The sequence below is a fragment of the Kitasatospora sp. A2-31 genome, assembly GCF_022288725.1.
In the GTDB taxonomy this organism is placed as follows: Bacteria; Actinomycetota; Actinomycetes; order Streptomycetales; family Streptomycetaceae; genus Kitasatospora.
Map to the genome: position 1 here is coordinate 396,257 of NZ_JAKNTA010000003.1, position 23,305 is coordinate 419,561.

20 protein-coding genes are annotated in these 23,305 nt (G+C 74.6%); 12 read left to right on the top strand and 8 right to left on the bottom strand.

What is annotated here, in order from left to right; genetic code table 11:
• Nucleotides 1-132: 132 nt before the first annotated feature.
• From MCM47_RS10545 to MCM47_RS10570, 6 genes are all read left to right on the top strand, one after another.
• Nucleotides 133-2,829 (top strand): hypothetical protein, encoded by a 2,697-nt coding sequence (locus tag MCM47_RS10545; protein WP_238860676.1) that lies wholly within the window; start codon nt 133-135, stop codon nt 2,827-2,829.
• A gap of 130 nt (nt 2,830-2,959) precedes the next feature.
• The gene (pstC, locus tag MCM47_RS10550) at nt 2,960-3,979 is read left to right on the top strand and encodes a phosphate ABC transporter permease subunit PstC (protein WP_238860678.1); all 1,020 of its coding nucleotides are present in this window, start codon (nt 2,960-2,962) and stop codon (nt 3,977-3,979) included.
• 58 nt (nt 3,980-4,037) lie between these two features.
• Nucleotides 4,038-5,225, top strand: a complete 1,188-nt coding sequence (gene pstA / locus MCM47_RS10555) for a phosphate ABC transporter permease PstA (protein ID WP_238860679.1) — start codon at nt 4,038-4,040, stop codon at nt 5,223-5,225.
• A gap of 38 nt (nt 5,226-5,263) precedes the next feature.
• Nucleotides 5,264-7,150: a substrate-binding domain-containing protein gene (locus tag MCM47_RS10560; RefSeq protein WP_238860681.1), complete on the top strand. Its 1,887-nt coding sequence runs from the start codon at nt 5,264-5,266 to the stop codon at nt 7,148-7,150.
• Nucleotides 7,147-8,082, top strand: coding sequence for a class E sortase (locus MCM47_RS10565; protein ID WP_238860683.1), 936 nt, complete (start codon nt 7,147-7,149; stop codon nt 8,080-8,082). The genes MCM47_RS10560 and MCM47_RS10565 overlap by 4 nt, the downstream gene beginning before the upstream one ends.
• A 38-nt stretch (nt 8,083-8,120) precedes the next feature.
• A complete protein-coding gene (locus MCM47_RS10570) occupies nt 8,121-9,005 on the top strand; it encodes a phosphate ABC transporter ATP-binding protein (protein WP_238860685.1) in 885 nt (294 codons plus the stop codon).
• Between the two features lie 26 nt (nt 9,006-9,031).
• On the opposite strand, the gene MCM47_RS10575 is transcribed toward MCM47_RS10570, so the two are convergent.
• From MCM47_RS10575 to MCM47_RS10585, 3 genes are all read right to left on the bottom strand, one after another.
• Nucleotides 9,032-9,859, bottom strand: a complete 828-nt coding sequence (locus MCM47_RS10575) for an HAD family hydrolase (RefSeq protein WP_238860687.1) — start codon at nt 9,857-9,859, stop codon at nt 9,032-9,034.
• A gap of 70 nt (nt 9,860-9,929) precedes the next feature.
• On the bottom strand, nt 9,930-10,937 hold the full coding sequence (locus MCM47_RS10580; protein ID WP_238860689.1) for a hypothetical protein: 1,008 nt from the start codon (nt 10,935-10,937) through the stop codon (nt 9,930-9,932).
• An 80-nt stretch (nt 10,938-11,017) separates the two neighbouring features.
• Entirely contained in the window at nt 11,018-11,491 is a 474-nt protein-coding gene (locus MCM47_RS10585) for a hypothetical protein (RefSeq protein ID WP_238860691.1), read from the bottom strand.
• Between the two features lie 146 nt (nt 11,492-11,637).
• Here MCM47_RS10585 and MCM47_RS10590 point away from each other — a divergent pair, with 146 nt between their 5' ends.
• From MCM47_RS10590 to MCM47_RS10615, 5 genes are all read left to right on the top strand, one after another.
• Nucleotides 11,638-11,832 (top strand): hypothetical protein, encoded by a 195-nt coding sequence (locus MCM47_RS10590; RefSeq protein ID WP_238860693.1) that lies wholly within the window; start codon nt 11,638-11,640, stop codon nt 11,830-11,832.
• 258 nt (nt 11,833-12,090) lie between these two features.
• On the top strand, nt 12,091-12,393 hold the full coding sequence (locus tag MCM47_RS10595) for a hypothetical protein (RefSeq protein WP_238860695.1): 303 nt from the start codon (nt 12,091-12,093) through the stop codon (nt 12,391-12,393).
• Nucleotides 12,394-12,558: 165 nt separating this feature from the next.
• Nucleotides 12,559-12,741 (top strand): hypothetical protein, encoded by a 183-nt coding sequence (locus MCM47_RS10600; protein WP_238860697.1) that lies wholly within the window; start codon nt 12,559-12,561, stop codon nt 12,739-12,741.
• Between the two features lie 150 nt (nt 12,742-12,891).
• Nucleotides 12,892-14,970, top strand: coding sequence for a BTAD domain-containing putative transcriptional regulator (locus MCM47_RS42535; protein WP_305067960.1), 2,079 nt, complete (start codon nt 12,892-12,894; stop codon nt 14,968-14,970).
• A gap of 171 nt (nt 14,971-15,141) precedes the next feature.
• Complete coding sequence (locus MCM47_RS10615; RefSeq protein WP_238860701.1) at nt 15,142-16,137, top strand: helix-turn-helix transcriptional regulator; 996 nt, start codon at nt 15,142-15,144, stop codon at nt 16,135-16,137.
• Nucleotides 16,138-16,171: 34 nt separating this feature from the next.
• Here MCM47_RS10615 and MCM47_RS10620 read toward each other — a convergent pair whose 3' ends face one another.
• The 5 genes from MCM47_RS10620 to MCM47_RS10640 are packed head-to-tail and all read right to left on the bottom strand — an operon-like array spanning nt 16,172 to nt 23,168.
• Nucleotides 16,172-17,896 carry a DHA2 family efflux MFS transporter permease subunit gene (locus MCM47_RS10620; protein ID WP_238860703.1) on the bottom strand — a complete coding sequence of 575 codons (1,725 nt, stop codon included), beginning with the start codon at nt 17,894-17,896 and terminating at the stop codon, nt 16,172-16,174.
• Nucleotides 17,897-17,936: 40 nt separating this feature from the next.
• Nucleotides 17,937-19,121: a hypothetical protein gene (locus tag MCM47_RS10625; RefSeq protein WP_238860705.1), complete on the bottom strand. Its 1,185-nt coding sequence runs from the start codon at nt 19,119-19,121 to the stop codon at nt 17,937-17,939.
• Nucleotides 19,118-19,813 (bottom strand): hypothetical protein, encoded by a 696-nt coding sequence (locus MCM47_RS10630; protein ID WP_238860707.1) that lies wholly within the window; start codon nt 19,811-19,813, stop codon nt 19,118-19,120. The genes MCM47_RS10625 and MCM47_RS10630 overlap by 4 nt, the downstream gene beginning before the upstream one ends.
• The gene (locus MCM47_RS10635) at nt 19,813-22,128 is read right to left on the bottom strand and encodes a beta-ketoacyl-[acyl-carrier-protein] synthase family protein (protein ID WP_238860709.1); all 2,316 of its coding nucleotides are present in this window, start codon (nt 22,126-22,128) and stop codon (nt 19,813-19,815) included. The genes MCM47_RS10630 and MCM47_RS10635 overlap by 1 nt, the downstream gene beginning before the upstream one ends.
• Nucleotides 22,128-23,168 carry an aminomethyl transferase family protein gene (locus MCM47_RS10640; RefSeq protein ID WP_238860711.1) on the bottom strand — a complete coding sequence of 347 codons (1,041 nt, stop codon included), beginning with the start codon at nt 23,166-23,168 and terminating at the stop codon, nt 22,128-22,130. The genes MCM47_RS10635 and MCM47_RS10640 overlap by 1 nt, the downstream gene beginning before the upstream one ends.
• Between MCM47_RS10640 and MCM47_RS41640 the strand changes: the two genes are divergently transcribed.
• Nucleotides 23,167-23,301, top strand: coding sequence for a hypothetical protein (locus MCM47_RS41640; protein WP_255751973.1), 135 nt, complete (start codon nt 23,167-23,169; stop codon nt 23,299-23,301). The genes MCM47_RS10640 and MCM47_RS41640 overlap by 2 nt on opposite strands.
• Nucleotides 23,302-23,305 lie beyond the last annotated feature (4 nt).

Genomic DNA, 23,305 nt, shown 5'->3' on the forward strand with positions numbered 1-23,305 from the left:
CATCGACACGACCGGATCCGGCCATCTCCGGCTGGCCGAATGGATGCGAACCGGAGCCGTCGGCCCGCTCGCAGCCTGATCCCCTCTCGCGCCGCGCCACGGGCGGTGCGCGTTCGTACGGAGGTGCCCGCAATGAGACTCCGACTCCTACCTGATCCGAGACGCGGGAGGTGGCGCCGGCGACTGCCGGCGATCGCCCTCGTCTGGTCGGTGGTGGTGGCGCTCGGCGTGGCCCCCGTCGGCCTCGGCGCGCTGCCGCAGGCACAGGCGTCGGTGTCGTCGGCCGTGACGAAGCCCGGGCCGAAGGCGTGGGACCCGAACACCTGGACCGAGGGCCCCGAGGGAAGCGTGACGGTGGCCCAGACCAAGGACCTCTCCCACCAGGTGCTGCAGGTCTCCTGGAGCGGGTTCACCCCGACCCTCAACACCATGGGCGAGTCGGTGCCCGTCGTCACCAAGGGCGACAAACAGGTCCTGTACGCGGTCCGGGTCTACCAGTGCCGCGGCCTAGACCCGAAGATCACCGACTGCTACGGCAGCACGCTGTACAACGCCGACCCCGCCAAGGGGTTCGACCAGGTGGCGCCGCCGCAGGGCACCACGACGCCGGACTTCCCCTCCAACATGGCGATCGCGCCCACCGGGGCGGACGGCTCGGGGGCGACCAGCATCGAGGTGTGGACGGCGACCGAGAGCCCCTCGCTCGGCTGTGACGCCACCCACCCGTGCTCCCTGGTGATCGAGCCGAACTACGGCGGCGACACCCAGGACCCGAACAAGGTGCGCAACGGCGCGGTCGACTGCACCGACCACCTCAGCGACGTCGACGGCTTCTTCAACACCGCGAGCGACGGCGGGCTGGAGGCCTACGCGGCGTCCTGGCCCGGCAACGAGTACGCCGGCTTCCAGATCGGTGAGCAGTGCGCCTGGGAGAAGCGGACCGTCATGCCGCTGTACTTCGCGCCCACCGCGGCGGACTGCGAGAACCGGACCGCGGTGTTCAAGTCGGCCGGGCTGGAGATGGCGAACCGCGCCGTCCAGCAGTGGCGGGCCGGGCTCTGCCTCGCCGCCCCGCCGCTCTCCTTCCAGTACTCCGCCTCCGGCGGTGAGCCGCAGGCCCGGCAGGCCTTCCTGGGCGGCGCCGGCCTCGACGTCGCGCTGACCGCGCGGCCCGACACCGCGACCCCGGCCCGGCCCTACGTCTACGCGCCCCTGGCGACCAGCGGGGTCTCGGTGGTCTTCGTCGTCGACGACACCAGGACCGGCCGCCAGCTGCGGGACATGAAGCTGACGCCGCGCCTGGTGGCCAAGCTCCTCACCCAGTCGTACGCGCCGCCGGGCCTGCCGGTGGCCTCGGTGAACGGCAACCCCAGCTGCATCTTCCAGGACCCGGAGTTCCAGCAGCTGAACCGGTTCCCCGAGGCGAGCGGCATGCAGTGGCCGTCCTCCTGCGCACCGGCGGAGTTCGAGCCGACCGTCGTCGGCGGCACCACCGACCTCGTGTACCAGTTGACCGCGTGGATCGCCGCCGACCCGGACGCCACCCGGTTCCTGGACGGCGAGGAGGACCCGTGGGGCATGCGGGTGAACACCTTCTACCAGCGCGGCGCCTTCCCCGGTTACCCGGTGGACGCCGTCCAGCCGCAGGACTTCTCCGGCCCGACCGGTGCCTCCGAGGCCGCCAGGAAGATGCGGCAGTACGAGTGGAACCCGGTGCTCGGCGGCCTCACCCAGGTCTTCCGGACCATCCAGGAGAACCGCTCCACCTGCCAGCTCTGGATGCCCGACGGGACCGGCAACCACCCGAAGTGCGACCCGATGACCCGCGGCGACCGCAAGCTCTTCGCCGTCATGGACAGCGCCCAGGCCAAGGCGTTCTCGCTCCCCGAGGCGGCCTTGAAGAACCCGGCCGGCGGCTTCGTCCCGCCGACCACCAACGGCTTCCAGGCGGCGGTGGGCGACATGACGACCGACGCCGCGACCGGCACCCAGCAGCTCCCGTACGGCGTGGCCGACACCGCGTTCTCCCGGGACGCGCAGGCCTACCCGCTGACCACCGTCCAGTACGCGATGGTGCCCACCGGCGGGGTGTCCGGCGAGAAGGCGGCGGCGATCAGCCGCTTCCTCACCACGGTCGCCGGCAGCGGCCAGGTCTACGGGGTTGAGCCGGGCAGGCTCGCACCGGGCTTCCTGAGCCTGACCGGGGCGCAGCGCCGACAGGCCCTCGACGCCGCGAAGCACGTGGAGCTCCAGGACGGCACGTGGCCCGGCAACCAGGTGCCCCCGCCGGCCCCACCGACGAGCGGCGACGGCGGCACCACGGGCGGCACGACGGGTGGCGCGACCGGCGGCACGGCCGCCGGTAGCGGGAGCGGGGCCGTGACCGGCGCCGCGGGCACCGGCGGCGCGGCCCCGGTCGCCGACGGCACGACAGCCGGCGGCTCGTACGGCGGGTCCTCCTCCGGCAGCACCGGCAGCACCGGCGGCCCGGGCGTCGAGAGCGCCACCGGCGGGGCGACCGGCACCACCGGCACCACCGGCGGCACCGGCGCCCTCCCGGCGAACGCGACCCCGGCACCGACCGCCGCGAAGCCCACCGCCACGCCGAGCGCCCCGGCCGGCCCGCTCGCGGCCGCCCCGGTGGCGGCCGGCAGCCCGGCCGCCGACCGGGCCGGCACCGCCCGGCTGCTGCTGCCGGTCGCGGTGATCGCGGGCCTGGTGCTGCTGATCGGCGGCCCGGCGGCGCTCCTGCTCGGCGGCACGCCCGCCGGTGAGCGGGCGATGGCCGCGACGGGCCGGGCCTGGGCGCGGCTGCGCCGCCGGCCCTGAGCCCGCAGCGGCAGTGACGACCCGGCGGGGCCGCCGTCCCCGGCCCCGCCGGGTCCCCCCTCCCCGGGGGGGCCGCCCGGGGACTCCCCGTACCGAGCACTTCCGTACCGAGCGCGCCGGAGAGCAGACCATGACAGCCGCCGCCGAGCCCGCGGCACCGCACGCCGGGGCTCCACGTCCACCCGATCCCGATGTCCCCCGCGTCATCACCGCCCCTGCCACCTCGGGAGACCGGATGTTCCGCGGGGTGCTGCGGGTGGCGGGTCTCTCGGTCTTCGCGATCATGGGGCTGATCGCGTTCTTCCTGATCCTGCGCGGCGCGAGCGCGCTGGGCGAGGTGGGCTGGTCCTTCCTTACCGAACAGAGGTGGCAGACCCAGGCGCACAACTTCGGCATCGCCGCGGTGCTCCCGAACGGCCTGCTGATCGCGGTCATCGCGCTGGTCGTCGCCGTCCCGGTGGCGCTCGCCACGGCGGTCTTCATCTCCGAGTACGCGCCCGCCCGGCTGCGCGCCACGCTGATCTCGCTGGTCGACCTGATGGCGGCGATCCCCAGCATCGTCTACGGCCTCTGGGGGCTGTTCTTCCTCCAGCCGCGGATCATCGGCTTCGTCCGCTGGACGGCCAACCACCTGGGGGACGCGATCCCCTTCCTCAAGGTGCGCACCGGCGACATCGGGACGTCGTACACGTCCTCGACCTTCATCGCCGGGGTGGTCGTCTCCCTGATGATCATCCCGATCGTCACCTCGCTCAGCCGGGAGGTGTTCTCGCAGGCCCCGCAGGGCGAGCGGGAGGGCGCCTACGCGCTGGGCTCCACCCGGTGGGGGATGGTCCGCACGGTGGTGCTGCCGTTCGGCCGCGGGGGTGTGATCGGCGCGGTGATGCTCGGCTTCGGCCGGGCGATGGGCGAGACCATCGCCGTCGCGCTGATCATCTCGCCGAACTTCAAGGCGATCACCCACGTGCTGGAGAACGGCGCCAACTCGATCTCGGCGCTGATCGCGCTGCGGTTCGGCGAGTCGGACGACCTCTCGCTCTCCGCGCTGATGGCGGCCGGGCTGGTGCTCTTCGGGCTCACCCTGCTGGTCAACCTGGCGGCCGGGTTCGTGATCAACCGCTCCCGCTCCGGCGCCTCGACGGCGGACTGACCGTGGCCCGCCCCGCCGCCCGCCGCCCGCTGCCGCCCCGCCGTGAAGGGACGTACCGATGACCACCCTCGACCTGCCGCCGGCCACGGAAGCCGCACCGGCCGCCGCGGCCGCCGCCGTCGAACCACCCGCCCCCGAGAAGCGGATCCGGCTCGGCGGCGTCACCGCCGAGGACGCGCTGACCCTGGCCGGTGCGCTGACCGGCTCGCTGGGCCTGGACTGGATGCTCTACGAGCGGGTCCTGCCGTTCAGCGGTGCGTTCGGCTTCCTGCTCTGCTGGTACGTCCTCTTCCTGTTCGGCTACCTCGCCATCGGCCGGCTCCAGTGGGGCCCGCTGGTGGTCCGCGACCGCCTGGTCTCGGTGGTCGCCTGGAGCTCCGGCGTGCTGGTGGTCGGCCTGATCGCCGACCAGATCGGCTTCGTGCTGGCCCGCGGCCTGGAGGCGGCCGAGCACCTCAACTTCTTCACCGAGTCGATGGACCACACCGCCGCGCTCTCCCCGATCACCTCGGGCGGTGCGCTCAACGCCATCGTCGGCTCGCTCGAACAGCTCGCCCTGACCACGCTGTTCGCCGTTCCGCTGGGCATCGCGGCGGCCGTCTTCATGTCCGAGGTCGGTGGCCGGATGGCCCGGCCGGTGCGGACGCTGGTCGAGGCGATGACGGCGCTGCCGTCGATCGTCGCCGGGCTGTTCATCCTCGGTGTGGTGATCATCACCTTCGGGTTCGAGAAGAGCGGCCTCGCGGCCTCGCTCGCCTGCACCGTGATGACGATGCCGATCGTCACCCGGGCCGCCGAGGTGGTGATCCGGCTGGTGCCGGGCACCCTGCGGGAGGCCTCCTACGCGCTCGGCGGCAGCCAGTGGCGCACGGTGTGGAACGTCGTGCTGCCCACCGCCCGGCCCGGCCTGGTGACCGCGGTGGTGCTCGGCATGGCGCGCGGCGTCGGGGAGACCTCGCCGGTGCTGCTGACCTCGGGCTTCACCTCGCAGTTCAACGCCGACCCGTTCAGCGAGCACCAGGTCTCCCTGCCGCTGTACATCTGGAACTACGTCAAGCAGCCCTACCCGGAGATGATCTCGCGTGCCTTCGCGGCCGGGCTGACCCTGATGGGCGTGGTCCTGATCCTGTTCGTCACCGCGCGCGTGCTCGGCGGCCGCCGCCCCGGCCGGTTGACCCGGCGCCAGGTGCGCCGGATCGAGCGCTCGGCCCGCCGTGCCGCGGCCGCCGCCGCCGGGACGCACTGATGTCCGACCCAACCACCCTCAGGACCAGAGGAGTTCCCATGTCGTGGGAGGCCGCAAGCCGCCCCGTGGCACGCCCGCTTGCCGTGCTGCTGTCCCTGATGCTCGCCGCGGGCTCCCTGCTGCTGGGGCAGAGCACCCCGGCGTTCGCGGCGACCGCGCTCAACGCCGACGGGTCCAGCTGGGCCGGTCCGGCCATCGACCAGTGGCGCCAGGACGTCGCCCCGCAGGGCATCCAGATCAACTTCAACCCGATCGGTTCGGCGGCCGGCCGCAACCAGTGGAGCATCGGCCAGGACGACTTCACCGCCTCCGACGTGCCGTTCCGTTCGAAGTCGGACACCGGGCTCGGCCAGGCCGGCCAGGCCGGCGGCGGCGGCAAGCCCGAGAACCCGCGGTACGGGTTCTCCTACGTGCCGATCACCGCCGGGGGGACGACCTTCATGTACAACCTGGTCGTCGCCGGCAAGCAGGTGCGCGACCTGCGGCTCTCCCCGCAGACGATCGTCGACATCTTCACCAACAGGATCACCAACTGGAACGACCCGAAGATCACCGCGGACTACGGCAGGGCCCTGCCCTCGCTGCCGATCACCCCGGTGGTCCGCTCGGACGGCTCGGGCGCCACCGCGCAGTTCACCCGCTGGATGAGCCACACCCACGGCGCGCAGTGGGAGGAGTACTGCAAGGCCGTCAACGGCATCTCGTGCGGCGAGTACACCGAGTTCTTCCCGCCCTCCGGCCGGATGACCGCACAGAACGGCTCCGACGTGGTCGCCGGCTACATCAAGGCGCCGTCCGGACTCGGCACCATCGGCTACGACGAGTACGCCTTCGCCAAGCGCAGCAACTGGCCGGTCGTGAAGGTGCTCAACCCGGCCGGCTACTACGCGTTGCCGACCGCCTCCAACGTGGCCGTCGCACTCACCGCCGCCAGGATCCGCGGGGTCGACGACGCAACGGCGCCCGACGACCCGGACTACCTGCAGCAGAACCTCGACGGCGTCTACACCATGAACGACCCGCGCTCCTACCCGCTGTCCAGCTACAGCTACGTGATCGTGCCGCGGGCCGGGGCCGCGCTGCCGCCGCCGCCACGCTTCAACGACGACAAGGGCAGTGCGCTCAGCAGGTTCCTGGCCTACGTGCTCTGTGAGGGCCAGGGCGAGGCGGACGGCCTCGGCTACTCCCCGATCCCGCGCAACCTGGTCCGCGGCGGTCTGCTGCAGACCCGGCACATCCCCGGCAACGCCAGCCCGGTGGACCCCGACTCGCTCTCCAACTGCAACAACCCGACCTTCAACCAGGCCGGTGAACTGACCGTCCTCAAGAACGCCCCGCAGCCCAGCCCGTGCGACAAGCAGGGCGCGCCGCTGGACTGCACGGTGCAGAACGGCCAGCCCGTGAAGAGCGGTTCGGGCTCCGGCGGCTCGGCGCCGGGCTCCGGCTCCGGCGGCTCCGGCGCCGGCGGGGCCGTGACCGGCGGCAGCGGCACGTCCGGCTCGGCGGGCTCCTCCGGCGGCGGGCGCAAGCCCGGCGCGACCGGCACCGGCAGCGGCACCTCCGGCGGCGCCGGCGGCACGGCCGGCAGCGGCGGCGCCGCGGGAGGCTCCTCCGGCGCCGGCGGGACCGGCCCCGGCGACACCGGCCAGCCCGCGGACGGCGGGGACGCCGGCGGTGCGGCGGGCGGCGGCGACCCGGTGGCCGAGGAGGTCGTCGACCCCCAGACCGGCCAGGTGGTCGCGCGCGGCCGCGGCGGCACGGGCACCGGGGAGGTCCCGGCCAACGTGGTCGCGGTGGACGGGCGCCCCGAGGACTGGACGCTCTCCGTCCTCACCGCGATCGAACTGCTCGCCGTGGTGACCGTCCCACCGCTGCTCGGCCGCCGCCTGCTGCGGCGCCGCGACGGCGCCGGCGGCCGGTCGTGACGGCCCCGGCGCTGGAGAAGCCGGGCGCCGCCGCGCAGCCCGCGCCGCCGGCGGGAGAAGCTGCGCAGCCGGCCTCCGCCCGGGAGCGCGGGGCGGCCGGGCGGCGGACGGCCGGGGCGCCCGGACGGCGGCGGTTCCTCCAGGCGGCCTGGGCGGTCTCCCTGCTGGCCGCACTGATCACGGGCTTCGTCGGCTACCTGTTCACGCTCTCGCACCTCCAGGAGCGGCACTTCCAGTCCACCGCCCACAAGACGTTCCGGGACCAGCTGGCCCGGGCGGTCGCCCCGACCGGCGCCGCCGGGGACGGAGACCCGGTCGCGCTGCTCGACATCCCGGCGATCGGCCTGCACCAGGCCGTCGTGGTGGAGGGCACCACCGGCCGGGACCTCATGCGCGGTCCCGGCCACCGCCGGGACACGGCGCTGCCGGGTCAGAGCGGGGTGGCGGTGGTGTTCGGCCGCGGGGCCACGTTCGGCGCGCCGTTCGCCGAGCTCGCCAAGCTGCGGGTCGGCGACCGGATCGAGGCCACCACCGGCCAGGGCAGGTTCACCTACACCGTCAACGTGTACGGCGACGGCGACCACCCGATCAGCGACCCGGCCCGCAACCGCCTGGTGCTGGTCACCGGGGACTCCGACTGGATCCCCGGCTCCACGGTGACGGTCGGCGCCCGGCTGGAGGGCGAGCCGGAGGTGAACCCCGGAGGCCGGCCCGCCACCGTCCCGTACGACAAGGCGCTGGCCGCCGACAAGGGCGCGCTGGCCACGCTGCAGCTGTGGACGCTCGGGCTGCTCGGTGCGGTGGTCGCCGTCACCGTGCTGGCCCGGATCTGGCACCGCTCCGCGGCCTACCTCAGCCTCGCGCCGGTGGTCGGCGCGCTGCTCTGGGCGGTCTACGAGAACGCCGCCGCCCTGCTGCCCAACCTCTACTGAAGCGCGCCCGGAGGGCCGTACCGATGACGGATGCACAGATGACCGACGCCCCGCTGCCCGACCGGTCGGCAGCGGCCGGACCGGTCGACCCGGCGGCCGGGACCCTCACCCTGCCGCCGGTCCCGGCGGCGCCCGCGGACGGCGTCCCGCTGGCCGCGTTGGAGACCCGCGACGTCTCCGCCTGGTTCGGCGCCCGCAAGGTGCTGGAGCGGGTCTCGCTGGCCATGACCGCGGGGGAGGTGACCGCGCTGATCGGCCCGTCGGGCTGCGGCAAGTCCACCTACCTGCGGATCCTCAACCGGATGCACGAGATGGTGCGCGGCGCGGCGCTCTCCGGCGAGGTGCTGCTGGACGGCGACGACGTCTACCGGCCGGGCCGGCGGCCCGCGGAGGTGCGCCGCCGGATCGGGATGGTGTTCCAGCGGCCGAACCCGTTCCCGGCGATGTCCGTCCAGGACAACGTCTCCAGCGGGCTGAAGCTGGCCGGCATCAAGGTGTCCCGGGAGGAGCGCGAGCACCTGGTGGAGACCAGCCTGCGCCGGGCCGGGCTCTGGGACGAGGTCTCCAGCCGGCTGCAGACCCCCGGTGGCTCGCTCTCCGGCGGGCAGCAGCAGCGCCTCTGCATCGCCCGGTCGCTGGCCGTCTCGCCGGACATCCTGCTGATGGACGAGCCGTGCTCGGCGCTCGACCCGACCTCGACCCGGCGGGTCGAGGAGACCATCGCGGAGCTGCGCGGGCGGCTGACCATCGTGATCGTCACCCACAACATGCAGCAGGCGCAGCGGGTCTCGCAGTCCTGCGCGTTCTTCCTGGCCACCCACGACACCCCGGGCCGGATCGTCGAGGCCGGGCCGACCGAGCAGTTGTTCGGTGCCCCGCGCGACCGGCGGACCGCCGACTACGTCAACGGCCGCTTCGGGTAGCCGGGTGGCAGCGGGGCGCCCCGGGGTCAGACACGCCCCAGGAACCCCTCCAGCACCGCCGCGACGCCGTCCTGCTCGTTGCTGACGGTGTGCAGCGGCACCGCCGCCAGCACCTGTGGGTGCGCGTTGGCGACGGCGTACGCGGTGCCGGCCCAGGCCAGCATCTCCAGGTCGTTCGGCATGTCGCCGAAGGCCACCACCTCGCTGCGGTCGATCCCGCGCCCGGCGCACCAGCGGGCCAGCGTGCTGGCCTTGGTGACGCCGGGCGCGCTGATCTCCAGCAGCGGGACCGGCGCCGAGCGGGTGATCTCGGCCAGGTGGCCGGCCACCGCGCGCGCCTCGGTGAGCAGCTTGTCCGGGTCGAGGTCCGGGTGCTTGGCCAGCAGCTTGAACAGGCCCCTCACCGGGCCACCGGTGCCGAGCAGCTCCTCCGCCGGGCCGACCGGGTGGCTCTCGTCCTCGCCCCACATCCGCAGCTCGTACCCGGGCTCGCGGGCGAACCCGGCCGGGTACTCGAAGGCGAACGCGGTACCGGGCAGCTTCGCCCGCAGCGCCGCGACCACGGCGAGCGCGGCCTCGGCGCCGAGCGGGGAGGACTCCAGCAGTTCGCCGCGCCGCACGTCCACCACCGCGCCGCCGTTGGAGCAGATCGCCACACCGTGGCCGCCGATGTGCGCGCTCACCTGCTGCATCCAGCGCGGCGGGCGGCCGGTCACGAACACCACCTGGACGCCGGCCGCCTCGGCCGCCGCGAGGGCCGCGGCGGTGCGGGCGCTGACGGTGCCGCCGCCGCAGAGCAGGGTGCCGTCCAGGTCGGTGGCGATCAGGCGGGGGGTGGTGCGGGGTGTGGTCACCGGACCATCTTCGCCTACCGCCGCCGGGAGGTCACCGCCGCGGCGGCGGCCTCCCGGCGGGGTCGGGGCCTCAGCCGACGTCGAGGGTCAGGCCCGCGGTGTGCAGCTGGCCGCCCGTCTGGAACTGGAGGAACAGCCGCCAGGCGCCGCTCGCCGGCAGCTCGGCGTGGAACGGCAGGGTCGGCCCGCCGGTGGCGCCCGCCGCGGCCCGGGCCTCGGGGTGCAGGTGAGCGAAGGCCTGGTCCCCGGCGCGGAAGGCGGTCAGGTGGGCGAAGGTCTCCAGGTACGGCTGCAGGTCGGTGACCGGCTTGCCGTCCTTGCTGACGGTGACCTTCAGCTCGCCCGCCTTCCCGGCGACCGGGGTGCCCTCGACGGAGACGGTGTAGCCGTCGACGGTGGCCGTGCCGGTGGCGGCGGGCAGTTCCGCGACGGCGGCCGCGCCCTCGCCGGGGACGGTCACCGTCCGGCTGAGCACCAGACCGGTGCCCCGGCCGGGGCCGCTGTCCGGCACGAAGGAGGCGTAGAGCCGCCAGCTGCCGGCGGTGAGGGCGGCCAGCGGGGCCGTCCAGGTGCCGTCGGCGGCCATCTCGGGGTGCACGTGCTGGAAGCCGGTGAGGTCGGAGCGGATCGCGTAGAAGTGCATCCGCTTGGTCTGGTCGGGCTCGAAGGCGGTCAGCGGCTTGCCGTCCGGGCCGGTGACGGTGAACCGGAACTCGGTGGGCGCCCCGGCCGGCAGCGAGTCGGTGGCCGGGGTCAGGCGGTAGCCGTTGCGCTCGGCCGCCAGGCCGGGGGCGTCCGCCGCGGGGTCGGCGGTGCCGGGCGCCGCGGTGGTCGCGGTGGCGGAGTCGGCCCCGGGCATCCGGTGGCCCTGGTGTCCGCCGGCGGGCGTGCCGGCACCGGTGCCGGTGGCGCCGGTGGCCGTGGCGGTGGCGGTGGCGCCGGCCGCGCCGTGGTCCATGCCGCCCATCGCGTCGGAGCCGCAGGCGGTGAGGGTGAGCGCGAGGACGGCGGCCCCTGCGGCGAGCGCCAGCGAGCGGTTGCGGGTACGGCGGGTGCGGGTGTGGGTGGTGTGGGACATCTCGTCGGTTCTCTTCCGGTGTGTTCGGACAGGGCGCGGCGCGCCCGGACCTCGTTCGGGGAGGTCCGGGCGGGGCCCGGTCACGTCCGTGCGACGCACATCCGGAGCAGGAGCCGGCGGCCGGCCGCCGGCGGCGCCCGCGGGCCGTCGGCCCGCCGCCGGAACGCCCCGCCGAGGGCGGCGAGCAGGGCCGCGACCGGGGCGAGCGCCCGTACGGCGGGCGGGGGGAGCTCGGCGGCGTCCCGGTCCCGGGCCGACACGCAGGACGCGGCCTGCTGCTCGCCGCCCGCCGTCCGCCCGCCTTCGAGGCGCGGGCCCGGGGCCGTGGGCGGGGCGGCGGCGTGCTGCGGGTCGCCGCGGCCGGCGGCGGGGTGGTGCGGCGGTCCCTGCGGGGGGGCGACGGGCGCGGAGGAGGCCGGTTCGTGACAGCCGCCGGCCGCGGTGGGCGAACCGTGCATCAGGAACAGTCCGGCCAGCAGGGCGCAGACGGCCAGCAGCCGGGCGGTCGTCCGCCCGCCGCTCCGCCCGTCGCTCCACCGTCCGCCCGCCGTCACGAAGGAGACGATACCCCGGATGGGTATCGGATCCTCGTGAGTTTCGGCCCCGGGCCACCGCTTTCCGGCCGATTCGCCCAGGTGGCGGATCCCGCGGGGCGCGAGTGGGCAGAAGGGGAGCGGCCACCCCGACGGCAGGAAGAGCCATGCCACCTCGCCAGCTCCAGGTCCGCCCGCTCCAGGACGAGTGTTCTCCGACCACCCCGGGCTCCCGGGACGCCTCGCGCGAGCCGGTACTGATCGGCGACATCCTCTTCGAGGCCCTCGCCGAGCTCGCCGGCCGCGGCGCCGCCGAGGCGCCTGCGCGCTTTCCCGGCCAGCGCACCCGTGCCCACCCGTAGGACCGGTCCCGAAGCCCTCGCCGGACCGTCCGCGATCCCGTCCGAAGCCGCTCCCGGGTCCGTTCGACCGGGCCCGGGCCGGGCGGCCGCTTCCGTCCACTCCGCCCCGACCTGCGGGAACGCCGCCGGCCACCCGAGAGCCCCGGCCGGTTGACGCTGCTTTGTCGCGGTATTCCGCGGCTAGACGCTTTATGCCATGGCATAAAGCGTCTAGCCGGGCAGGGCCGGGCACCGAATTCCGGCGCTGAAGATGGAAGTATGTACCTCATACATGTGCGCCTCCGGGCTCCTGGTGGATCGACGAGTACGGCGGACCTGGCCGGAATCATCGGTTCCTTCGCGGAGGACCGGGACCGGCTCGAACACGTCTCCGTGCACCGGACCCTCCCCGGGGAGGTCACGGTCGGCTTCTTCAGCCTGGTGGCGAGCCTGACCGAGGCCGAGGAGAGCGCGGCCCGGGTGGCCGGGCGGGCCGTGTCCGACCACCCCGACCTGGCCGGTTTCGCCGTCGGGTCGGTCGGTGCGGCGCTGGTGCCGGGCCCTTGGTGGGACCTGTCCTGAACGGGCCGGCGTGGACGGCTTAGGACAGTGCATGTTCCGTCCAGGCGCCATCTGTTCCCTCCGGCCCGGCCGTCGAGCACAGTGGAGATGTCGGCGGGAACGAGCGCCGCACAGGATCCCGGGAAGCGCCCGGGCAACAGTCGAGAAACCATTCGGGAGAATTCCATGCTGGCCACGCGTGTCTCCAAGTTCGCCGCTCTCGCGCTCATCGTTTTCGGCGGAATGACGATTCAGGCGGCCGTTTCGGAATCCGCGTCCGGTCGCTCCGGCGAAATCGCGACCGCGGCGGCGGACGTGCACATCACCCAGGACAACGACCGCCTGGACGACGTCACCTGGGGTTCCTGATCCCGCGGCTGCGGTGGACGCGGCGGACGGACCGCCGCACGGTGCGATGAACGACCGGCAGAGATGCCGACGGCCGGATGTCACGGAATGAACCGGCAGTTCCTGGAACAGGCGCTGTGATTCGGGCGATGCACGACGGGGGCGAAGACGATGGAATTCCTGGTGCTGGGTGCGCTGGAGGCGCGCCGGGCGGGCGAGCCGGTGGACGTCCGGGGCATGCGGCAGCAGCGGCTGCTGGCCCTGCTGCTGCTCAACGCCAACCGGGTGGTTCCGGTGGACGTGCTGGTGGACGAGCTCTGGGAGGACCCGCCGCTGTCGGCCCGTCCGCAGGTGCACAACGCGATCCGCGACCTGCGCCGCATCCTGTCGGGCGCCCACGAGTGCCGACTGGTCACCGTCGACGTCGGCTACCGCCTGGTCGTCCCCGAGGGCGCGCTCGACGCGCACAACTTCGCCGGCCGGGTCCGCGAGGCCCGGGTGGCCGAGCGGGAGGGCCGGCTCCCCGAGGCGATCCGGCTGCTTCAGTCCGCGGTGGACCTCTGGCGCGGCGACGCGTTCGCCGGCATCCACTGCCCCGCCGTCACCGGCGCCGCCGTCAAGCTCAACGAGCAGCGGCTGACCGCCACCGAGGACCTCATGGCGCTGCGCCTGAAGGTCGGTGAATCCAGCTCGTTGGTGGGCGAGTTGCACGCGCTGCTGGCCGAGTACCCGCTGCGCGACTCGCTCCGCGGCAGCCTGATGACGGCCCTGTGCCGCAGCGGGCGGCAGGCCGACGCGCTCGCCGTCTACGACGAGGGCAGACGCTTCCTCGCCGACGAGCTCGGCCTGGAGCCGAGCCCCCGACTCCGGGCGCTGCAGGCGGAGATCCTCGCCGACGCCCCGGGCATCCACGGCGCCGCCGTCCGCACCGCCGGCCTCGACGGCTCCCGCGTCCGCGCCTCCGGGGCCCGTGCGTCCGATGCCGTTCCCGTGCTCGCCGGCCCCGCCGCCGACGGAGGCTCCCGGTCCGCGCCGTCGTCGGGCGCCCCCGGCCCGGACGGCCGTCGCGCGCTGCCCGCGGGCCCGGCGCCCGCTGCCGACCGCCACCGCAACTACCTGCCGCACGACCTCACCGACTTCACCGGCCGCCCCGCCGAACTGGCCGCGGTGCTGGACGCGGTGGCCGAGGCGCCGGCCGGCGCCCCGCTGATGGTCGCGGTCGACGGCATGGGAGGGGTGGGCAAGACGACCCTGGCGGTGCACGTCGCCCACCGGGTCACGCCGCACTACCCCGACGGCCAGTACTTCGTCGGCCTGCACGGCTTCAGCGAGTCGCGGCCTCCGCTGCCGCCCGAGCAGGCGCTCGGCGCGCTGCTGCTGGCCGCCGGCGTCCCGCCGAAGGCGATCCCCGCCAGCCTGGAGGAGCGCAGTGCCCTGTGGCGGTCCACGCTGGCCGGCCGGCGCTGCCTGGTGGTCCTCGACGACGCGGCGGACACCGCCCAGGTCAGACCGCTGCTGCCGGGCACCGGCGGCACGCTGGTGCTGGTGACCAGCAGACGCAAGCTCACCGCACTCGACGGCGCACTGCCGGTCTGCCTGGACGTGCTGCCGCCCGCGGACGCGGCCGCCCTGTTCGGCCGGATCGTCGGCGAGCAGCGCGCGGGCCGGGAGCCGGCGAAGGTCGCCGAGGCGGTCGACCTCTGCGGGTACCTGCCGCTCGCGGTCCGGATCGCCGCGACCAGGCTGCGCGACCGCCCCGCGTGGGCGGTCGCCGACCTGGTGGACCGGCTCTCCACCACGCCGCAGCGGGCGCGCTGCCTGCAGTCCGCCGAGCGGGACCTGATGGCGATGCTGCGGGCCTCGTACCAGCACCTGGACCGGGAGCAGCGGCGGTTCAGCCGGCTGCTCAGCCTGCACCCGTCCCCGTCCTTCGACATCGACCACGCGGCCGCCGTGACCGGCCTGCCCGCCGACGAGGTCGAGTGCTACGTCGACGTGCTCTTCGAGAACAACCTCGTCCGGCTGGACGCGCCGGCCCGGTTCTCCTTCCACCGCCTGATCAGGGACTGCACCCGCGACCTGCTCGTCGAGTGTGCGGCGGCCGGCTTCGCGCCGGAGGGTTTCGCGCCGGAGGGTTTCGCGCCCGAGAGGTTCGTGCCGGAGGGGCTCACCGCCGAGGGCCGGGCGCTCGACGCCCTCGTGCCGGAGGCCGAACCGGTCGGCCGGCTGGTCTCGCTCGACGCGGCCTAGGGACGGCTCGCGCCCCCCGCTCCCGTTCTTCCCCGCCGATCGGCCCCCGCCGGTCGGCCGGGCCTGCTGTCCGGACATCTTTCCGGAACGTTCGGGTCAGTGGCCGTCTACCCAAGGTCAGTAAGCTCCCCATAAACAAGCAGATAGCGCTGATCGAGGGGGATCGCATCAATGCTGGATGTTTTGGGGCTCGACGCCGAATCGGAGGCCGTCTACCGCGGGATGCTCGGGAACCCGCAGAGCGGTGTCGCCGGGCTCGCGGCCGGGTTGGGCATGACCGAGGAGAGAGTCCGCCGCTGCCTGGACAGACTCAGCGAACTCGCGCTCATCCAGCCCTCGGCGCGGGAGGGCATAGGTTTCCGGGCGATCGGCCCGGAGACCGCGATGGAGGTCCTGCTGGCCCGTCAGCAGGCTGAACTGGCCGCCCAGCAGATGCGGGTCGAGGCCTCCCGGGCGGCGGCGGCCCAGCTGATCGCCGAGTGCTCGGCGCTGCGCCCGGCGGCCACCGACGCCGACTCCGAGCAGCTGATCGGACCGGAGTCGATTCGCGAGCGGCTGGCGGAGCTGGCCGGTTCCGCGCGGACCGAGGTCGCCACCTTCGCCCCGGGCGGCGCCCACTCCGAGGAGGACCTGCGGGCCAGCCGGGCGCCCAACGCCGCGCTGCTGGAGCGCGGGGTGCAGATGCGGACCGTCTACCTGGACAGCGTCCGCAACCACCGGCCGACGCTGGACCACGTCACCTGGCTGAACTGCCACGGCGGGCAGGTCCGCACCGTGCCGGACCTGCCGATCCGGATGATCATCTTCGACCAGCGCCAGGCGGTGCTGCCGATCGACACCGAGGACGCCCGGGCCGGCGCGGTGGTACTGCGCGGGGCCGGGACGGTCGCGGCGCTGTGCGCCCTGTTCGAGAGCGTCTGGAACGTCGCGATCCCGGTCGGGGACACCCCGAAGTGCGACGCCAAGGGCATGCCGCCGCAGGAGCACGCCGTCCTCAAGATGCTCGCCCAGGGCTACACCGACGAGGCCATCGCCAAGCGCATGGGGGTCTCGCCGCGCACGGCCCGGCGTTTCGCCGCCAACCTGATGGAGAGGCTGGACGCCCGGAGCCGGTTCGAGGCCGGGGTGCACGCCGTCCAGGACGGCTGGCTCCCCGCCACGCGCTGACTCCGGGCGACGAGACGCTTTCGGGCAGCAGGCGTCACGCGGCCGGGCCGCTCTGGCGCGCCTCGCGGCGGTCCGCCGCGAGCAGCGCCAGAGCGGGCAGCAGGGTGAGGGCGTAGACGCCGAGCAGCCAGCCGAAGGAGTGGGCGAAGGCGCCCGGCACCAGGCCGTGGCGCTCCTGCGCGGCCTGCTCCAGCACGACCGTGACCACGGCGATGGCCAGCGCACCGCCGATCCGCTGGGTCAGGTTGAGCTGGGAGGAGGCGTCCGGGATGGACTCCTGACGGATCGACTGGAACGCCCGGGTCATCGTCGGCACGATGGTCAGCCCGGTGCCCAGGCCGCGGACCACCAGACTGGCGCAGAGCAGCAGGTAGGAGGTGTCGTCCGAGAGGGTGGTGAGCGGCGCGGTGGCGAGCATGGTCAGCGTGATGCCGATGACGACGGTCGCGCCGCCGCCCAGCTTCTTGAGCAGGACGCGGGAGAGCCAGGCCGCGGTGACCACGCCGAGGCCGCCGGTGGACATCAGCAGTCCGGTGGTCACGGCGGTCTCGCCGCGCGCGCTCTGGAAGTACAGCGGGATGAGCATCATCGGCGAGTAGAGGACGAAGCCGAGGCAGAACACGTTGACCACGGCCGTCGCGTAGACGCGGTTGCGGAACAGCCGCAGGTCCAGCAGCGGGAAGCGGGCGCGCAGCTCGCGGACGACGAAGACGGCGCCGCTCAGCACGGCGAGGCCCAGCGGTGCCAGCAGGGAGGCGCTCGCCCGCACGCCCTGGTCGGCGAACTCGTGGATGGCCAGCACCGTGCAGACCGTGCAGGTGGCGGAGGAGAGCAGGCCCACCACGTCGAGCGGCTTGGCGATCCGCTCGGCCGGCGCGTCCTTCTTCACCCAGCGCAGGGTGACCGCGAACAGCGCCGCGCAGAGCGGGATGTTGATCAGGTAGACCGCCGACCAGCCGCCGGCCTCGACCAGGAGGCCGCCGATGGTCGGGCCCAGCAGGGGGCTGATCAGCATCACGCTGCCGTTCAGCGCCTGGACCCGGCCCAGGTGCTCGCGCGGGACGCCGCGGGTGAGCAGGATCGTCGACACCGGGGTGAGCACGCCGGCGGCGGCGCCGGACAGACCGCGGGCGGCGACCAGCTCGGTGAGGGTCTGGCTGAAGGCGCAGCCCGCGGAGCCGAGGGCGAAGACGGCGGTCGCCGCGGCGAAGACGCGCTTCACGCCGAAGCGGGTGGCCAGCCAGCCGGTGGCCGGCATGACGGCGGCGAGGGCGATCAGGTAGGCGGTGACCACCCACTGGACCTGGTTGATCCCGCCGAACCGGGCGGTGGTGTCCTCGATCGACACGTTCACGATGGTGGTGTCGAGCAGGGCGAGGAAGCCGCCGGTGATGGCGGCGGCCATGGTCAGGAGGGCGGAGGCGGACGGCCCGGACGGTTCGCCGTCGGCCGCCGGGGCCCGCTCGCCGGCGGCCTCGGCACCGGTCTCCGAGCCGGCGGTCTCCGAGCCGGTCTCCGAGCCGGCGGTCTCCGAGCCGGTCTCCGAACCGGCGGTCCCGGTCCCGGCGTCGGGATCGGCCGCGGGCCCGGTGCCGGTCGCGGGTGCGAGGTCCTTCCCGCCCACGGGCTCGGTGTCGCCCGCGGGCGCGGCGCCGGCGTCCGGTACGACCGGCGCGACCTCCGCCACGGCGTCCACCACGGCCTCCACCTCCGGCGGGCTCGGCGCTTCCTCGGTGCTCAGCTTGGTTGTCGTCGGCATGTTCGAACGTCCTTCGTCGTCAACAGGGGGTCGAGCCGCGTCAGTCCGCGTCGACGAGGCCGCGCTCGACCTCGTCGAGGACCGCTTCGGCCGCCTCGGCCGCGCCGGGACGGTTGCGGCAGGAGAGGGTCAGTTCGGTCCGGTCGCCGATCTGGCAGGTGCTGAGGAACATCTCGGCGTAGGGCACGAGCATCGGCAGGGTGAAGTAGTCGGTGGGGCGGAACCGGTCGGTGCGGTAGAGCTCGGTGTCGATCCGGCCGTGGTCGGTCAGGATCGCCGTGCAGGGGAACCGGCTGCCGTCCAGTTCCCGGGCCTCGCGGAGCGAGTTGGCGAACGGGTTGCTGCGCAGGAAGTCCCGGTCCAGCACGGCGACCTCGCGCTTGCGCAGCATGGCGCCGAGCAGCTGGCTGTGCAGCCGGTTCCAGCGGTCGTTGCGGTGCAGGTCGAGGACCAGCTGGGAGGTGAGGTTGGCGGTGGAGCGCACCGAGCGGTCGTGCCGGCGCAGGTCCACCGGGACGATCAGGCGCCCCGACTCGGTGCCCAGGCGACGGGAGACGGCGGCGGCGACCCGGGCGGTGACCGCGGACGGGCAGGCCGGGACGGAGCGGCGGAGCCAGAGCGGGGTGCCGTCGGCGGCGCCGTGGCCGAGGACGGCGGGGAAGCCCTCGACCCGGGCCGGCGCGGGGGCGGCCGGCACGGTGCCGGCGGCGGTGCGGAAGTGCGTGTCGTCGACGGTGGCCGCGGCCCCGACCGGCTCCTCGCCCCGCAGCGCCCGGAACACGTCCTCGATCCAGTTCCGCAGCCCCCGGCCGTCGGTGACGATGTGACTGGCCCGGAACACCAGCCGGGTCACCGGCCCCTCGGCGAGGCCGACCTCGCAGACCGGGCCGGCCACGACGTCGAGGTCGCCGTGGAAGAACGGGTGGTCGAAGCCGGCGGCGGACGGCAGCCCGACCACCGGTGGCACGGGGCCGTCGGCGCGCCAGGCGGCGCCGCGGCGGCGGACCGCGAGGCCGGGGCCGGCCAGGGTGGCGGCCCGGACCGCCGCGCGGAGCTCGTCCGGCTTGATCCGGCCCTCGCCCTCGATCACCATCTGGATCAGCTGGGGCGTCCCGGTGGCGGCGGCGTTCAGGTAGCCGCGCTCGATCTGCGAGATCCGGCGGCTGTACGGGCGGGTGGCGGCCGGCGGGGCCGGGGTCTCGGTCGCCGTCGCGGTCGGGCTCATGCTGCTGGCTCCAGGGTCAGGGCGTCCGTACGGACGGCGGGCTCGGTGGGGCGGGACTGCCACCACCACCGCACCGGGGCGGCCGCGTCGGTGGCGAGCGCCAGGTGCAGACCGTGGCCGAGGCCGGCCGACCGCACCAGGTAGCCGGTGTTGGTCGGGCGCCAGCCCGGCCGCCAGGCGGGCAGCCGGACGCCGGCGAAGGTCTCCTTGCGGATGTGCGAGGCCTTGATCAGTGCCTCGCACTCGGCGAAGTCCCGCATCGTGGCGGGCTGCCCGGCCGGCTTGCCGAGCAGGTCGCCGAGCCACTGCATGGCGTGCGGGCGGTCGCGGTGGTCCTGCAGGTCCACGCCCACCTGCGGGCCGGAGGCGAGGGCGACGGTGCTGAACCCGGCGCAGTGCGCCACCGAGGCGGTCAGGCCGAGCGCCGGCAGGCTCCACCGCCGGTGCTCGTCCCGGGCGAGGTCCCGGGGGGTGACGGTGCACCCGTGGAGCCGGGCGACCGCCTCGGTGATCAGCCACCGGCCGGCGTCGTTCAGCCGGTGGCCCATCCGGTCCCGCGGCAGGTGCGGGTGGCGGGTGACGAGGCAGTCGATCGCCGCCCCGCCGACCCGGCCCTCCCCTGCCGCAGTGGCCCGCGGCGCCGCGTCCGTCGCCGCGCCGATCAGCGCCGTGCCCATCAGCGCCGTACCCATCAGGACCTCGCGTCGAGCACTGCCGCGGCGTAGCTGCCGCCGTAGGCGAAGCTGGACAGCAGCAGCCGTCCCTGCGGCGCCCCGCCGCCGAGCGCGGCCACCAGACCGAGCGCACCGGCGCTGCCGTAGGTCTCGCCGAGCAGCGCCTTGGGCGCCACGGTGGGGCGGTCGGCCAGCCCGGCCAGCCGGAGCGCCCGGGCCTGGGCGACGTCGACCAGGCTGTAGCCGGACGCGGCCGACACCACGGTGTCGATCTCCTCCGGGGCGGTCCCGGCCTCGGCCATGGCGCCGCGCAGCGCGCGGGCCCAGGCCTCGCCGTCGCGGCCGATCCGGCCGATGCCCACCGACTCGCCCGAGGCGCCGAAGCCCTTGACCGAGGCCAGGACGTCCGCGCCGCGGCCGGCGGCCGACTCCGCGCTCTCCAGCAGGATCGCGGCGGCGCCCTCGCTGAGCACCATCCCGCTCCGGCCGCCCGGGACCACCTGCGCGGTCCGCGCGTAGCCGGGCAGCCGGGCCTGGGTGGCCAGGGCCTGCTCGGGGAACTCGTCGGCGACCACGACCATGATCCGGTCGGCGGCGCCGCGGGCGATGACCCGGGCCGCGAGCTGGAGCGCCAGGACCGAGCTGGTGCCGCCGTTGGCGATGGTCGCCGTGTAGCCGCGGTACCGGTGCAGCATCGCGACGTGGCCGGCCGCGGCGTTCACCACGGTGTTGGCGAACATCGACGGGTTGGCACCGGTGATGCCCTGCTGCAGGACGCCCTTGTGGAACTGGAGCACCGAGGTCACCGGGCCGTAGCCGGTGGCGAAGACGATGCCGGTGTTCTCGGCCTCGGCCCGCGAGGGCTTGCCGTGCCGCTCGTAGAGGTCGCCGACCGCGGCGGCGGCCAGCAGGCCCAGCGGGTCCATCCGGCGAGCCCGGCTCGGGTTGAGCTTGCGGGACGCGGCCCGGACGTCCACCCGGCCGATCGGCAGCTCGCCGATGCCCTCGACGTGCTCCAGGTCGGAGAAGCCGGGCCGGCCCTCCGCCAGTGCGGCGGTGAGCTCGGCGGTGCTGCCGGCCGAGCCGGCCAGCCCCGCCACGCCGGTGACGACGACGTCGTGCACCGCGGAGGTGCGCCGCGGAGCCCTGGTCGCCCGGCCGGGCTTGTTCAGCACCACCGTGGCGTTGTTGCCGCCGAAGGCGAACGAGTTGGAGGCGACGACCTCCAGCTCGGCCGGACGACCGGTGTCGGGGACGATGTCCAGCCTGAACGGGGAGGGCACCCCCCGGGTGTTGACGGTCGGCGGGATGGTCCCCCGGTCGATCGCCAGCGTGCTGACGATCGCCTCGACCGCCCCGGCGGCGCCGAGGGTGTGGCCGAGCATCGACTTGGTGGAGCTGGCCGGCGGGACGTCGGAGCCGAAGAGCAGCTTCACCGCCTTGGGCTCGGAGACGTCGTTGGCCGGGGTGCCGGTGCCGTGCAGGTTGACGTAGTCGACGTCCTCGGGGCCGAGGCCGGCGGTGGCGAGGGCCTGCGCCATGGCGGCCGCGGCGCCCTTGCCGCTCGGGTCCGGGGCGGTCTGGTGGTAGCCGTCGCAGGAGAGGCCGTAGCCGCCCAGTTCGGCCAGGGCGCGGGCGCCGCGCTCGGCCGCCCGGTCCGCCGATTCGAGGACCATGAACCCGGCCCCCTCGCCCAGGGTCAGCCCGGTGGAGGCCGACATCGGCGCGCAGGGCTCGGGGTCGAGGGCGCCGAGGGCGCTGAACCCGTAGGCCGAGAGCTCGGCCAGCGGATCGACGCCGCCGCAGATCACGTGGTCGACCTCGCCCTTCCAGAGCAGCTCCGCCGCGTACCCGAGCGCCACCGCGCTGGCGGCGCAGGCGTTGGAGAGCACGATCCGGGGGCCGCGGAGGTCGAACTCGGCCGCGATGTAGTCGCCCACGCAGGGCAGCTGGGAGGCGGCGGCCTGGACGGCGTCGAGCCGGCCCTCGCGGACCAGGTCCCGGTGGACGCTCTCCAGCGTCGGCATCGCGCCGAGGCTGGAGCCGACCACCACGGCGACCCGGTTGCGGTCGACCGTGTCCAGGTCCAGCCCGCTGGTGCGCAGGGCCTCCCGGATGGCGGTGGCGGCCAGGGCGTAGCAGCGGTCGAGGTCGGCCGGCTGCTCGCTGGTGACCATGCCGGCCCACTCGGTGAGCAGCTCGGTGGTGTCGAACAGGGTGTTGGTCTTGATGCCCGAGATCCCCTGGGAGATGGACGACCAGCTCTTCTCGGTGTCGTCCCCGGCCCCGGTGATCAGCCCCAGGCCGGTGAGGGCGATGCGCGGCGTGGTCATCAGGAGATCCTCGTGGTGAGCGAACGGGCGATGACGCGGGGCAGGGTGACGGTGCGCAGCGGGGTCTCGGCGCCGTCCTCGGCGGTGCCGGTCAGTTCGAGGCCGGGGACCCAGAACGGGGCCTCCAGGAGGGCGAAGACCAGCTCCTCGTCCGGGTTGGCGGACGGGGCCTGCCAGAGCACGGTGCCGATGCGGTGCTCGCCGGCCTTCACCTCGGTGCCGGCGGCGAAGCGGGCGTCCGCGGGGGCGGCCAGGGCGGTCAGCCGGGCCAGCTCGGTGGTGGGCTTGACCAGCTCCTCCGAGCCGGTGAACTCGCCGATCCGGTTCCAGTCGACCATCCAGGCGAGGTCGGCCTCGTGCACCGGCAGACCGGCGAAGCCGGCCGCGTAGACCGCCATGCCGGCCTCGGCCTGGACGCGGGCCAGGCCCTCCGGGCCGACCTCGGCGCCGCCCTTCCCGGCCACCGCGGCGAGCACGGCCTCGTGGGCGGCCTCGGGGGCGTTGGAGAGCAGCAGGTAGCCGTACTCGCCGGTGGTGCCGACCCGGGCCAGGTGGGCCAGGGCGGCCGGGTCGGACGGCACCGAGGACTCGGTGACGCCGTGCAGGGTCAGGCCGGAGATGTCGAAGTCGACGAACTCCGCGGCCACCGACCAGGCCTGCGGGCCCTCGAAGGCGCTGGCGCCCCAGCCCTCGGGCTCGACCTCGACGGTGACGTCCTCGGGGGCGTCCAGCGCGTCGAGGTAACCGCGCAGCGCCTCGGTGGTGACCGGGGTGCGCGGCAGCAGCCAGGAGTCGTCGCCGATCTCGAAGTGCAGGAAGATCGCGAACGGGGTCCCGTCGGCGTTCAGGGCGAGGGCCTCGCGGACGGTGTCCGGCTCGACGTACTCGCTCGACTTGGCCAGGAACCGGTCGAGCAGGGTGTAGCGGTCGCCGCCGGAGACCCGGACCAGCGGGGCGGTGATCCGGTAGGCGCCGGTGGCGGTGCGAACGGTGGTGTAGTCGTCCTGCGCGGTGCGCGGCACGGCAACGGTCGTGGTCATGATGGATCGGGTCCTTTCCCGGGTGACGGTGTGCGGTGTCTGTGCGGTGCTCGTGGTGCTCTTCGTGCTCGTGGTGCTCTTCGTGCTCGTGGTGCTCTTCGTGCTCGTGGTGCAGTGGTGCTCGTGGTGCTGAGGGG

Coding starts and splice junctions, on each gene's coding strand:
- MCM47_RS41640 (WP_255751973.1), top strand. CDS start 23,167: ATGATGGATCGGGTCCTTTCCCGGGTGACGGTGTGCGGTGTCTGTGCG.
- MCM47_RS10600 (WP_238860697.1), top strand. CDS start 12,559: ATGCTGGCCACGCGTGTCTCCAAGTTCGCCGCTCTCGCGCTCATCGTT.
- MCM47_RS10595 (WP_238860695.1), top strand. CDS start 12,091: ATGTACCTCATACATGTGCGCCTCCGGGCTCCTGGTGGATCGACGAGT.
- MCM47_RS10640 (WP_238860711.1), bottom strand. CDS start 23,168: ATGACCACGACCGTTGCCGTGCCGCGCACCGCGCAGGACGACTACACC.
- MCM47_RS10620 (WP_238860703.1), bottom strand. CDS start 17,896: ATGCCGACGACAACCAAGCTGAGCACCGAGGAAGCGCCGAGCCCGCCG.
- MCM47_RS10570 (WP_238860685.1), top strand. CDS start 8,121: ATGACCGACGCCCCGCTGCCCGACCGGTCGGCAGCGGCCGGACCGGTC.
- pstC (WP_238860678.1), top strand. CDS start 2,960: ATGACAGCCGCCGCCGAGCCCGCGGCACCGCACGCCGGGGCTCCACGT.
- MCM47_RS10615 (WP_238860701.1), top strand. CDS start 15,142: ATGCTGGATGTTTTGGGGCTCGACGCCGAATCGGAGGCCGTCTACCGC.
- pstA (WP_238860679.1), top strand. CDS start 4,038: ATGACCACCCTCGACCTGCCGCCGGCCACGGAAGCCGCACCGGCCGCC.
- MCM47_RS10560 (WP_238860681.1), top strand. CDS start 5,264: ATGTCGTGGGAGGCCGCAAGCCGCCCCGTGGCACGCCCGCTTGCCGTG.
- MCM47_RS10630 (WP_238860707.1), bottom strand. CDS start 19,813: ATGGGTACGGCGCTGATGGGCACGGCGCTGATCGGCGCGGCGACGGAC.
- MCM47_RS10635 (WP_238860709.1), bottom strand. CDS start 22,128: ATGACCACGCCGCGCATCGCCCTCACCGGCCTGGGGCTGATCACCGGG.
- MCM47_RS10580 (WP_238860689.1), bottom strand. CDS start 10,937: ATGTCCCACACCACCCACACCCGCACCCGCCGTACCCGCAACCGCTCG.
- MCM47_RS42535 (WP_305067960.1), top strand. CDS start 12,892: ATGGAATTCCTGGTGCTGGGTGCGCTGGAGGCGCGCCGGGCGGGCGAG.
- MCM47_RS10625 (WP_238860705.1), bottom strand. CDS start 19,121: ATGAGCCCGACCGCGACGGCGACCGAGACCCCGGCCCCGCCGGCCGCC.
- MCM47_RS10590 (WP_238860693.1), top strand. CDS start 11,638: ATGCCACCTCGCCAGCTCCAGGTCCGCCCGCTCCAGGACGAGTGTTCT.
- MCM47_RS10545 (WP_238860676.1), top strand. CDS start 133: ATGAGACTCCGACTCCTACCTGATCCGAGACGCGGGAGGTGGCGCCGG.